Genomic DNA, 12,613 nt, shown 5'->3' on the forward strand with positions numbered 1-12,613 from the left:
TATGGGGCTTCTTATGGTCGATTTAAACAAAGGCCGGGCGCGCCCGGCCTTTGTAGATAAGAGCCGCCCGGCGCGGGGCCGGGCGACAGGTTGACGCTTACTCTTCGCCGGTAAAACCGGCGCGGCTCAGCAGGAACTGCGACAGCATCGCTACCGGGCGGCCGGTGGCGCCTTTGGCTTTGCCAGAGCGCCACGCGGTACCGGCGATGTCCAGGTGCGCCCAGTTGTACTTGCGGGTAAAGCGCGCCAGGAAGCAGCCTGCGGTAATAGCCCCGCCCGGACGGCCGCCGATGTTGGCCATGTCCGCGAAGTTCGACTCCAGCTGCTCCTGGAACTCGTCCGCCAGCGGCAGACGCCAGGCGCGGTCGCCCGCCTGCTCCGAGGCGCCAATCAGCTCATGGGCCAGCGGATTGTGATTCGACATCAGGCCGGTAAGGTGATGGCCGAGGGCGATAACGCAGGCGCCGGTCAGGGTGGCCACGTCAATCACCGCTTCCGGCTCGAAGCGCTCCACGTAGGTCAGCACGTCGCACAGCACCAAACGGCCTTCTGCGTCAGTGTTCAGCACTTCCACCGTCTGACCGGACATGGTGGTCAGCACGTCGCCCGGACGATAGGCGCGCCCGCCGGGCATGTTTTCACAGCCCGCCAGTACGCCCACCACGTTCAGCGGCAGCTGCAGCTCGGCCACCATGCGCATCACGCCGTAAACCGCCGCCGCGCCGCACATGTCGTACTTCATCTCGTCCATGCCTTCTGCCGGCTTGATGGAGATGCCGCCGGAGTCAAAGGTCAGCCCTTTGCCTACCAGCACAATAGGACGAGCATCTTCCGCCGGATTGCCTTTGTATTCAATGACCGACATCAGCGATTCGTTCTGCGAACCGTTGCCGACGGCCAGATAGGCGTGCATTCCCAGCTCTTTCATCTGCTGCTCGCCAATCACGCGGGTCACTACGTTCTGGCTGTAGCTGTCCGCCAGCTGGCGCGCCTGAGAGGCGAGGTAGCCGGCGTTGCAGATGTTCGGCGGCATGTTGCCGAGATCTTTAGCCGCCTTGATGCCAGCGGCAATGGCCAGCCCGTGCTGAATGGCGCGCTCGCCGCTGGTCAGCTCGCGGCGGGTCGGCACGTTAAAGACGATTTTGCGCAGCGGGCGGCGCGGTTCGCTCTTGGTGGTCTTCAGCTGATCGAAGCTGTAAAGCGTTTCCTGCGCCGTTTCCACCGCCTGGCGCACTTTCCAGTAGTTGTTGCGCCCTTTAACGTGCAGCTCGGTCAGGAAGCATACCGCTTCCATCGAACCGGTGTCGTTCAGCGTGTTGATTGTTTTCTGAATGACCTGCTTATACTGGCGCTCGTCGAGCTCGCGCTCTTTCCCGCAGCCAATCAGCAGAATGCGCTCGGAGAGCACGTTTGGCACATGGTGCAGCAGAAGCGTCTGGCCGGGTTTCCCCTCCAGCTCGCCGCGACGCAGCAGGGCGCTGATATAGCCGTCGCTGATTTTATCGAGCTGTTCGGCGATCGGGGAGAGGCGGCGCGGTTCAAAAACGCCAACAACAATGCAGGCGCTGCGCTGTTTCTCCGGGCTACCACTTTTTACACTGAACTCCATGAACTACGCTCCTGAATCTTAAAGACAACGACGGTGGCTGCGGATAGAATGTGATGCTTTCGTAGCTCATACCCGCCGTTGCGGTGACTTCGTGTTAGTCTTAGCGAGATCGCAATGTCGGCTTCTCAGAACAGATGGTCTGATACGAAAGGCCGCTGAGTCTCGTAATCTTAGCGCTGTTTTCGACGATTAAAGAGAATAAATGACGTTTAAGCCATGAAACAAGCAATTTTCCTGTAACTAAACGGGATTAACGGGCGTACTTATAGTGATAATCATAAGATATCTGGTGCGGGAGACGCTGAAAAGTCAGCTGGCTATCCTGTTCATCCTCCTTCTGATCTTCTTTTGTCAGAAGCTGGTCAAGATCCTCGACGCGGCGGTGGACGGTGAAATTCCGACCAACCTCGTGCTTTCCCTGCTCGGGCTGGGCATCCCCGATATGGCGCAGCTTATCCTGCCGCTGAGCCTGTTCCTCGGCCTGCTGATGACGCTGGGCAAACTCTACACCGAAAGTGAAATTACGGTGATGCACGCCTGCGGACTGAGCAAGGCGGTGCTGATTAAAGCCGCGATGGTCCTGACGCTGTTTACCGGCGCGGCCGCGGCGATTAACGTCATGTGGATCGGCCCGTGGTCAGAGCGCCACACCGACGAAGTGCTGGCGGAAGCCAAAGCCAACCCCGGTATGGCGGCCCTGGCTCAAGGCCAGTTCCAGCAGGCCAGCGACGGTAACTCGGTGCTGTTTATTGAGAACGTGAAGGGCAGCCGCTTCAACAACGTCTTTATGGCGCAGATCCGGCCAAAAGGCAGCCAGCGTCCGTCGGTGGTGATTGCCGATTCCGGTCGCCTGTCTCAGAACAAAGACGGCTCGCAGGTGGTGCACCTCGATAAAGGCACGCGCTTTGAGGGCACCGCGCTGCTGCGGGATTTCCGCATTACCGATTTTACCGGCTATCAGGCGATTATCGGCCACCAGGCGGTGACGTTCGATCCGACCGATACCGATCAGATGAGCATGAGCACCCTGTGGAAAACCGACACCAATCGCGCGAAGGCGGAATTTCACTGGCGCCTGACGCTGGTAGTGGCGGTATTCATTATGGCGCTGATGGTGGTGCCGCTCAGCGTGGTTAACCCGCGCCAGGGGCGGATGCTGTCGATGCTGCCGGCAATGCTGCTGTATTTGCTGTTCTTCCTGGTGCAGACCTCCCTTAAATCTAACGGCAGTAAAGGCAAGCTCGACCCGGGCCTGTGGATGTGGACCGTCAACGCTGGCTATATCGCGCTGGCGGTGGCGCTGAACATGTGGGACACCATTCCGATGCGCCGTCTCCGGGCGCGGTTTAGCGAAAGAGGGACGGTATAATGCAGGCATTTGGCGTACTCGATCGCTATATCGGTAAAACAATCTTTAACACCATCATGCTGACGCTGTTCATGCTGGTGTCGCTCTCGGGCATCATTAAATTTGTCGACCAGCTGAAAAAAGCCGGGCAGGGCAGCTACGACGCAGTGAGCGCGGGGCTGTATACCCTGCTCAGCGCGCCGAAAGACGTGCAGCTGTTCTTCCCGATGGCGGCGCTGCTCGGCGCGCTGATGGGGCTCGGCATGCTGGCCCAGCGCAGCGAGCTGGTGGTGATGCAGGCCTCTGGCTACACACGCATGCAGGTGGCGCTGTCGGTCATGAAAACCGCTATTCCGCTGGTGCTGCTGACCATGGCGATCGGCGAGTGGGGCGCTCCCCAGGGCGAGCAGATGGCCCGCAACATGCGCGCCCAGTCGATGTACGGTGGCTCGCTGCTCTCCACCCAGCAGGGCGTGTGGGCGAAAGACGGCAGCAGCTACATCTATATCGAACGCATCAAGGGCGACGACGAACTGGGCGGCATTAGCATCTACAACTTCAACGACCAGCGCCGCCTGAAGTCGGTGCGCTACGCGTCCAGCGCCAAGTTCGATCCTGAGAACAAGCAGTGGCGCCTGTCGATGGTGGATGAATCCGACCTCACCGATCCGAAGCAGATAACCGGCTCCCAGACCGTCAGCGGCCTGTGGAAAACCAACCTGACGCCGGACAAGCTCGGCGTTGTGGCGCTGGACCCGGACGCGCTGTCCATCACCGGCCTGCGCAATTACATCAAATACCTGAAATCCAGCGGCCAGGACGCCGGACGCTACCAGCTCAACATGTGGAGCAAGATTTTCCAGCCGCTCTCGGTGGCGGTGATGATGCTGATGGCGCTGTCGTTCATCTTCGGCCCGCTGCGCAGCGTGCCGATGGGCGTGCGGGTGATCACCGGTATCAGCTTCGGCTTCGTGTTCTACGTGCTGGACCAGGTCTTCGGCCCGCTGACCATCGTTTACGGCATTCCGCCGATTGTCGGCGCGCTGCTGCCGAGCGCCTCCTTCCTGCTTATCAGCCTGTGGCTGCTGCTCCGACGCAGCTAGCGCAGCGCACCAGGGCAGCCTACCGGCTGCCCTTTTTCTTGCCCGCTTTTTGCCGCGCCGCAAGAGCAAGCTAAATCCTAAAAATCCGAATAGGGTTGCGTCCCTCGCCGGCACTCAGCAAAAATACCCTTCTTGTTACAGGGATTAACGTGCTGGGAGCCAGCGCAGGGAGTGTTATGGTTTCAGTGATGATAGTGGACGACCACCCGGCCATCGGCTTTGCCTTAAAGGTGCTGCTGGAGAAGCAGGGGGCGTTCAGCGTAACCCTCTCCAGCGGCGAGAATCTGCTGGCGCAGCTGCACCAGCACCAGCCCCGGCTCGCCATCCTCGATCTTGAACTCAAGCATGCCGACGGGCTGAGCCTGCTGCCGAGGATCAAGCAGCATTTCCCCGACCTGCAGGTGCTTGTCTTCACCAGCCAGCCCGCGGGCGTCTACGCGCTGCGCACGCTTCAGGCCGGCGCCAGCGGCTTTATCAACAAAAGCCTGCCGCTGGACCACATCGAGCCGCTCTGCCACCTGATTGCCGCCGGCTACCAGTGCTTCCCGGAAGGAACCCTGACCCGCGCCGCGGTGGCGGATGATTTCCGCACCGCGCCGGAAGCGCTGCTGGCCAGGCTGTCGGATCGCGAAGTGGCAGTGCTTAACTTTCTGCGCCAGGGTAAAAGCAACAAGGAGATTGCCGACACGCTCGCCCTCAGCAACAAAACCATCAGCACCTACAAAGCGCGTATGCTGCAAAAGTGCGGCTGCGAAGACCTCAGCCAGCTGATTGCCCTTATTCCGACGGAGTCCTGAGGTGAAGTACCTCCGCTGGATGCTGCTGCTGGTTCTGTTCGCCTGCGCGGGCAGCCTGCAGGCCGGTGAAACCCTCAAGCTGCTGGCCCGCAGCCAGGAAACTATCGCCAATCCCGGCCTGACCCAGAGCGAGTGGCGCTGGGTGCGCGAGCACCGCAACGTCAGGCTGGCGGTATGGCTGCCGATGTCGCCGCCCTACGACATCACCACCGGGCTGAACGACTACGGCGGCATTAACGCTGACTTCCTCGGGCTTATTGCTGAAAATCTGGGTATTGAAATAGAGGTGGTGCGCTATCCGGACTATGCTGCCGCGCTGGCGGCGCTGCGGGCGGGTGCGGCGGATTTTATCGCCCAGGCGGGGGATAACCAGCGCGCGGACGGCCTGCTGCTCAGCGCGCCCTACAGCGCCAACCGGGCGGTAGAAGTCATCAACACCGATACCGCGAAGTCCGGCGGAATAAGCAAAGTGGCCAGCGCCACCTCTTACGATCGCCAGCAGGTGCTGGCGCGCTATCCCGGCGCCGAATTTGTGCCGTTTTCCACCTCCCGCCACGCGCTGGAGGCACTGGCCTTTCGCCAGATAGACCTCTTTTTCTGCGACGAAATAACCGCCCGCTACCTGGTGAGCCAGTCCAACCTCAGCAACCTGCGCATTCGCCCGCTGGCCGTACCGTTCCCTGCGGCGGGCTTCTCCTTCGCGGTTCAGCCCGCCAACCACACCTGGATAACCATCCTCAATAAGGTGCTGGGCGCGCTGCCGCAGGGCGCGCGGATTGAAATTCACCGCCGCTGGAACGGCGGCATACCGCTGTCTCTCAGCGAGCAGCGCCCGCTGTATACCTCTCTGGAGCGCAAGTGGATTGCCGATCACGACACTATCCGCGTGGCGGTGGCGGTGGATAACGCCCCGGTTGCCTGGTTCAGCGCCGGCGGCCAGCTGCGCGGCATCATTGCCGATATTCTGACGGCGCTGCGCCTGCGCACCGGCTTTAACTTCAGCATTCAGCCCTATCCCACCCAGCGGGCGGCGCTGGAGGCGGTGAAAAAAGGGAATGCCGATCTGGTGGCGGGCGGCGTGCAGGACGATATCTGGCGCGAGGAGCTGGTGACGACCCGCACCTGGCTCTACAACTCGTGGGTAATGGTGGGCCGGGAGCACCGCAGTCCGGAGGCCTTTAATCCGGTGGTGCTGAGCGTCGACGGCCAGGCGCCGGAAAGCTGGCTGCGTCAGCAGAGTGGAGACACTCGCGAAAAAGTGGCCGGCTGGCAGAAGGGACTGGAGAGCGTCGCCCGCGGCGAGGCGGACATGGTGGCGATGCCGCTGATTGTCGCCAATGCCCGGCTGGCGGATAAAGCCTTCGCCGGGCTGCGCATCCTGGGGAGTATTGATATTGAGCCGATGCGCTACTCTTTCGGCGCGTCCCGGGAAGCCTGGCCGCTGATTGCCATTCTTAACAAGGCGCTGATCAATATCCCGCCGGAAGATCTGCACGCCCTGACCCGCGGCGGCGGGGCGGGAAGCACTTTTAGCAGCGAGCGGGCGAAGCCCGGGGGCGCGCTGCGCCCGGCGCTGGCGGGGATTCTGGCTGTTCTGCTGCTGGCGCTGGCGGTCACGGCGTGGCGCTACGACCGGCGGCGCAGGCTGCGTCAGCTGCTGGAAGCCGCGCCGTTCCCGCTGTTTATCGCCGGACCGGACGGCACCGTTAAGGCCGCCAACCGGGCGCTGTGCGACGATCTCGGCATTGATCCGGCGCAGGCGGCGGGCGGCGGGCTGGAACGCTGGTTTGACGGCGGCGGCCCGCGGGGGGATTTTACCCGGTGCACGGTGCAGCACCACGGGCGCACGCTGCACCTGTGGCGCGCGCCGCTGCCCGGCAGTAAAGCGTTTATCGGCGGCTGGGCAGAGATGTCCCGCACCGCCGGGCTGGTGGCGCGGCTGCGCCAGCGCCAGCGCCGCGCCGATAGCGCCAGCCGGGCCAAAAGCGCGTTTCTGACCACCATGAGCCACGAGATCCGCACCCCGCTCGGCGCGATTATCGGCCTGCTTGAGCTGGTGATGAAGCAGCCGGACAATCGGGAGAAGAACCCGCAGTTTATCAGCATGGCCTGGGACGCCTCCCGCTCCCTGCTGGCGCTGGTAGGCAACATTCTGGACGTGTCGCGTATCGAGTCCGGGCGGCTGGTACTGCGCCCGGAGCGGGTGCCGCTGCGCGGGCTGATTGAGGAGATAGCCCTGCTGTTTGAGGGGATGGCGGCGCAAAAAGGGCTGGCCTTCGCGCTGGAGCTGGACGCCGATTTGCAGGATGACGTGCTGGCCGACCGCAGCCGCCTGCGCCAAACTCTGGTCAACATTACCGGCAACGCCATTAAATACACCCCGAGCGGGAAAGTGATCTTGCGTGTGCTGGCCGACGGGCGCGAGGGGGACTACCTGCGCCTGCGCGCGGAAGTTGAAGACACCGGGCCGGGCATTGATGAAGCCACCCAGGCGACGCTGTTCACGCCCTTTGTGCAGGGCCCGGAGGGCAGCGTGGCCCAGGGCAGCGGGCTGGGGCTGTACATCTGCCGCAGCCTGGCGCAGATGATGGGCGGCAATGTCACCCTGCAAAGCGCGCCCGGAGAGGGCACTTTAGCCATTGCGCAGGTTCAGCTGCTGCGGATGCCGCCGCAGGCTGCTGCTGCCCCGGCAAGTGCGCCCATCAGGGCAGCGGGCGCGCTGTCGGTGCTGGTGGTGGACGATAATCCCGCCGGACAGATGCTGCTGCTTGAGCAGCTCCGCCGGCTGGGGCACCGCCCCCGCGGCGCGGCGAGCGGCGAAGACGCGCTGGCAGCCCTGGCGGCCGCGCTGCCGGACGCGGTGATTACTGACGAAAACCTGCCGGATATCCGCGGCACCGCGCTGGCGGCAGAGATCCTCCGGCGCCATCCGGCACTGCCGGTGTTCGGCATCACCGCCGACGCCCGGGAAACGGTGCGCGGCGCGGCGCTGGAAGCGGGGATGCGCGAGTGCCTGTTTAAGCCCGTCACCTTAAAACATCTGGAAGAGATGCTGGCCCCGGTCCAGTCTGCGTCCGGGGCGGCAGAGCCCGGGATGCGGCTGCAGCCCGACCTGCCCGCGGCGCTGCTGGAAGGGGAAAACCTGACGCGCTTTCTCACGCTGCAAATCGAGGTTATCGACGACACCCTGCAGGCGCTGGCCCGCTGGGGAGAGCATCCGCAGGCGCCGCTGCACGATGTGCTGCACCGGCTGCGCGGCGGCCTTCAGCTGCTCGGCGTTCCGGCGCTGCTGGCCCTGAGCGAAGCCCAGGAGCAGCGGCCCGATGCGGCGGGCGTGGCGCAGCTTGCGCGGGAGATCCACCGGCTACGCAACGCGCTCGCGCAGTGGCGCGACGGCGGACTACGTCCTGAAGATGAACGTCCTACAGCGTAATGAGGACGCGTCTGTCTCGTTCTGACACCCCCGCAGGCCTTACTCTTTTGTCCGAGGAAAGTGCCGCAGCGTTTGGCTGCGGTAACCGGTTAACAAAGGAGAATCACCATGAAAAAATTACTGTCTGCACTGGCCGTCGTGGCTACCGTTGGCATGTTCGCTTCCGCTTCTGCTCAGGCCGCTGAAAGCTGCGCCGCCAAGCGCAGCGCGCTGGAAAAAGAGATCCGCATCGCCGAGCAGTACGGCAACGCCTACAAAGTGGCGAGCCTGAAAAAAGCGCTGGCGGAAGTTAAAGCCCACTGCACCAGCGAAAGCGTGCAGGCCGATGCCCAGAAGAAAATCGCCAAGCTTGAGAAAAAAGCCGCTGAAAAACGCGGGGATATCGTTGAGGTCGAGCGCGATCTGAACGAAGCTAAAGCGAAGGGCGACAGCAAGAAAATCGCTAAATATCAGAAGAAAATGATGGAGAAGCAGGCCGACCTGCGCGAGATCGAACAGGATCTGCGCCAGGCCCGCGCTGAGTTAGGATCGCTGCGTTAATTAGCCGCGATCTTTGCGGGCGGATTTGCCACAGGGTCCGCCCGCATTTTTTATCCCTGACCATGCTCCGCTTCGCGCTTTCTATCCTGCTGCTCCTGCTGCTGCCGCCGTGCGCCGCGGGAGATAAGACGTGGATTGTGTTCAACAACACCTTCAAAGGCAGCATCGCGCTGGATTTTTACGGCGGCGATCCGTGCCTGACCCGCCCGCTGCTCGAAGAGTGGGGCGTGCGGCCATTTATTCTCGATCGGGTTAAATACGATCTCCGCCAGTGCCTGACCAAAGCCTCCGCCGACGAATACGTCCTGCAGTTCTGGTATCGGCCCGACGCCCGGCTCCTGACCCTGCTCTTTCCGGAAGACGCCATTAACCCGCAGCAGAACGGCGTCAGCACCAGCCGCTGGGACGAGGGCATCAACGCGCTGTTTTTTAACTATCGGGTAGACGTGGATAAGCAGAACGCCCGCGCCAGCGGCGATATCGACGGCACCGACGCCCTGCTGGCGCTGGAGAGCGGGGTCAACCTTGGCGCCTGGCGCCTGCGCCAGCGAAACACCGTCCAGCGAGAGCGCAGCGGCCTGCGCCGGAGCTACCGCGACAGCACCTCGCTGTGGCGCAGCATTACGCCGCTGCGCTCCCGGCTCAATCTCGGCGATGAATATACCTCGTCGAATATGTTCGACAGCATGGCCTACAGCGGCGTATCGCTGGCCTCCAGCGAAGCGATGTTCCCCGACAGCTGGCGGCCCTACACGCCGGTAATTAACGGCTACGCCCGCGGCGAGGCGGAGGTCACTATCCACCAGAGCGGCGAGCGGGTGTACCGCATCCACGTGCCGCCCGGGCCGTTTACCATCCGCGACTTCAACCCGCCGGACGCGCAGGGCAACCTTGAGCTGGTGGTGCAGGAGAGCGATGGCACCGAGCGCTCCCGCTGGCTGCCTTACTCCCTGATGCCGAATCTGGTGCAGCACGGCCTGTTCAGCTACGAGCTGGTGGCCGGGCACTATCGCCCGGCGCGCAATGCCGGGCTGGACAAGCCCCGCTTCTGGCAGGGGGCGCTCTCCTGGGGTATTGCGCCGCGCACCACCACTTTTGGCGGGCTGCAGCAGAGCGAGGACTATGTCAACACCGTACTGGGGCTCGGCGGTAATTTAGGGCTGCTCGGCGCGGCCTCGCTGGACGTGCGCACCGCGCAATACCGCCAGCAGGGCCAGAGCCTTCGCGGCAGCGTCTGGCGGCTGCGCCACGCCAAAGCCTTCTTTCAGACCGAAACCAGCGTTAACGCCCAGCTGCTGTGGTATCCCCGCGGCAGCCAGTTCCGCTCCCTGGAGGAGAAAAACAGCCGGGAGGCGATGCTGGCGCTGGACTGGGACGATGACGTCACCGACCGTGCGCTGGAAACCCGGCTGGAGCTAACCCAGAATATGAGCGAGGACTCCAGCCTGAGCCTCTCCTGGCGGCGGATGCAGATGCGCCGCGAGACGCCGGGCACCACCGGCGTGGAGATGAGCCTCAGTGCCAACTGGCAGGATATCGATATCTCCCTGTACGGCAGCTACGACCGCTACGGCACCCAGCCGGCGGAGTCGGTGATGGGCGTCAACGTCAGCGTGCCGTTCAGTATCGGCGGGCAGATCAGCAATATCGGCTGGCGCTCGGATCTGGTCAGCCGGGAGCACAACACCCACGGCATGAACCTTTACGGCTCGGCGCTGGAGGATAATTCCCTGCGCTACGATCTGACCGCCGCCCACACCGAGCACGGCAGCGACAGCACCACCGCCAGCCTCGGCTATCAGTACAACGCCGGGGAGCTGAACGTCAGCTCGCACCGCGTCGGGCGCCAGCGTACCGCCCACGCGGACGCCAGCGGCAGCGTGCTGCTGTTCAGCGGCGGCATGGTGCTGGGGCAAACCCTGGGCAGCACCGCGGCGCTGGTGCAGGTGCCGGACAAGCCGGATGTGCCGCTGTATAACCAGTTCGGCTCCACCACCAACGCCCGGGGCGATATCATGGTCAGCTATCTGACGCCGTGGCGGGTAAACCGCATCACCGTCGATACCTCGGCCCTGCCGGAAGGCGTGAAGATGGACGTGGACGAGCTGGAGACGGTGCCGACAGAAGGGGCGATCATTCAGATGCGCTTCCCGAAATAGGGGAGGCGGCGCGGGGAGGTCGGGCTGCGTTACGGAGGGGGACTGGATTTTTCTGGAGAGCGCCGCGCCGCCCGGCGAACCGGCGGCGCGGCGTCCGGCAATCAGCGTTTGCGGCCGCCCATCAGGCTGCCCAGCACGCCGCGGATAATCTGGTTGGTTATCTGGCGGGTGGCGCTTTTCGCCATCGTCTGCACCACGCCGTCGTGCTTGCCGCCGCGCGGCCCGGTGCTGCCAAAAAGGATCTCCTTCAGGCCGCCGAAAATGCCGTCATCGTCGCCGGCCTTGCCCTGCGCCGCCGGCGCGTTCTGCGCTTCGGTGGTCTGCTGAATGCCTTTTTGCAGCATCTCGAACGCCGACTCGCGATCCACCTCGTCTTCATACTTGCCGTACAGCGGCGAGTGGTTGATCAGCCCACCGCGCTCGGCGTCGGTGACCGGCCCCATCCGCGAGCAGGGCGCGATAACCATGCCGCGCTCGACGGCGGTCGGGCTGCCTTTCTCGTCGAGAAACGAAATCAGCGCCTCGCCGGTGCCCAGCGCCTGAATCGCCTCTTCAGTATCAAAGGCCGGATTGGCGCGCATGGTCTGCGCCGCGGTTTTCACCGCCTTCTGGTCTTTCGGGGTAAAGGCGCGCAGGGCGTGCTGCACCCGGTTGCCGAGCTGGCCCAGCACCTTATCCGGAATGTCGGACGGATTCTGGGTGACAAAGTAGACCCCGACGCCCTTCGAACGGATCAGGCGGATCACCTGCTCGATTTTATCCAGCAGCACCTGCGGCGCGTCGCTGAACAGCAGGTGCGCCTCGTCGAAGAAGAACACCAGCTTTGGCTTGTCGAGATCGCCCGCTTCCGGCAGCTGCTCGTACAGTTCGGAGAGCATCCACAGCAGGCTGGCGGCGTACAGCTTCGGCATCTGGTAGAGCTTCTCGGCGCTGAGGATATTGATAACCCCTTTGCCGCTGTCGTCGGTGCGCATCCAGTCTTTGATATCCAGCATCGGCTCGCCGAAGAAGTGCTCCGCGCCCTGCTGCTCCAGGGTCAGCAGACCGCGCTGGATAGCGCCTACCGAGGCGCTGCTGATATTGCCGTACTGGTTCTGGAAGGATTTGGCGTTATCGCCGATGTACTGGGTGATGGCGCGCAGATCTTTAAAGTCCAGCAGCAGCAAGCCGCGATCGTCGGCGATGCGGAAGATGATGTTCAGCACGCCGGTCTGGATCTCGTTGAGATCCAGCAGCCGCGCCAGCAGCAGCGGGCCAAGATCGGACACCGTAGCCCGCACCGGATGGCCCTTTTCGCCGAAGATATCCCACAGCACCACTGGGTTGCCGTGCGGCTGCCAGTCGGTGACGCCGATTTTATTCAGCCTGGCGGTGAGCTTTTCGGACGCTTCGCCCGGCTGGGCGATGCCGGTCAAATCGCCTTTCACATCGGCCATAAATACCGGCACGCCGATTTCGGAGAAGGATTCGGCGATTTTCTGCAGGGTAACGGTTTTGCCAGTGCCAGTGGCGCCGGTGATCAGGCCGTGGCGGTTAGCCATCCCGGGCAGCAGGCAAAGAGAGTTATCTCCGCTCCGGGCGATGGTCAGGGGTGCGCTCATAGTTATTCCTCCATTTATCCTGG

General features: G+C 63.2%; 8 protein-coding genes. 6 read left to right on the forward strand and 2 right to left on the reverse strand.

What is annotated here, in order from left to right; all coding sequences use genetic code 11:
• Positions 1–97 precede the first annotated feature (97 nt).
• Complete coding sequence (pepA, locus tag QZ766_RS18250) at positions 98–1,609, reverse strand: leucyl aminopeptidase (RefSeq protein ID WP_297205587.1); 1,512 nt, start codon at positions 1,607–1,609, stop codon at positions 98–100.
• 268 nt (positions 1,610–1,877) lie between these two features.
• Here pepA and lptF point away from each other — a divergent pair, with 268 nt between their 5' ends.
• From lptF to QZ766_RS18280, 6 genes are all read left to right on the forward strand, one after another.
• A complete protein-coding gene (lptF, locus tag QZ766_RS18255) occupies positions 1,878–2,978 on the forward strand; it encodes an LPS export ABC transporter permease LptF (protein ID WP_297205589.1) in 1,101 nt (366 codons plus the stop codon).
• Positions 2,978–4,060: an LPS export ABC transporter permease LptG gene (gene lptG, locus QZ766_RS18260; protein WP_297205592.1), complete on the forward strand. Its 1,083-nt coding sequence runs from the start codon at positions 2,978–2,980 to the stop codon at positions 4,058–4,060. Before lptF ends, lptG begins: the two co-directional genes overlap by 1 nt.
• Before the next feature lie 176 nt (positions 4,061–4,236).
• On the forward strand, positions 4,237–4,857 hold the full coding sequence (locus QZ766_RS18265) for a response regulator transcription factor (RefSeq protein WP_297205594.1): 621 nt from the start codon (positions 4,237–4,239) through the stop codon (positions 4,855–4,857).
• Between the two features lies 1 nt (position 4,858).
• On the forward strand, positions 4,859–8,290 hold the full coding sequence (locus QZ766_RS18270; RefSeq protein WP_297205596.1) for a transporter substrate-binding domain-containing protein: 3,432 nt from the start codon (positions 4,859–4,861) through the stop codon (positions 8,288–8,290).
• A gap of 108 nt (positions 8,291–8,398) precedes the next feature.
• Positions 8,399–8,830, forward strand: a complete 432-nt coding sequence (locus QZ766_RS18275; RefSeq protein WP_297205599.1) for a DUF1090 domain-containing protein — start codon at positions 8,399–8,401, stop codon at positions 8,828–8,830.
• Between the two features lie 62 nt (positions 8,831–8,892).
• Positions 8,893–10,989 (forward strand): fimbria/pilus outer membrane usher protein, encoded by a 2,097-nt coding sequence (locus QZ766_RS18280; protein WP_297205602.1) that lies wholly within the window; start codon positions 8,893–8,895, stop codon positions 10,987–10,989.
• Between the two features lie 101 nt (positions 10,990–11,090).
• Here the strand turns inward: QZ766_RS18280 and QZ766_RS18285 are convergent, their stop codons facing one another.
• Positions 11,091–12,590 (reverse strand): helicase HerA-like C-terminal domain-containing protein, encoded by a 1,500-nt coding sequence (locus QZ766_RS18285; RefSeq protein ID WP_297205605.1) that lies wholly within the window; start codon positions 12,588–12,590, stop codon positions 11,091–11,093.
• Positions 12,591–12,613: the final 23 nt, after the last annotated feature.

It is taken from the genome of uncultured Pluralibacter sp., assembly GCF_913775985.1.
GTDB lineage: Bacteria > Pseudomonadota > Gammaproteobacteria > Enterobacterales > Enterobacteriaceae > Pluralibacter.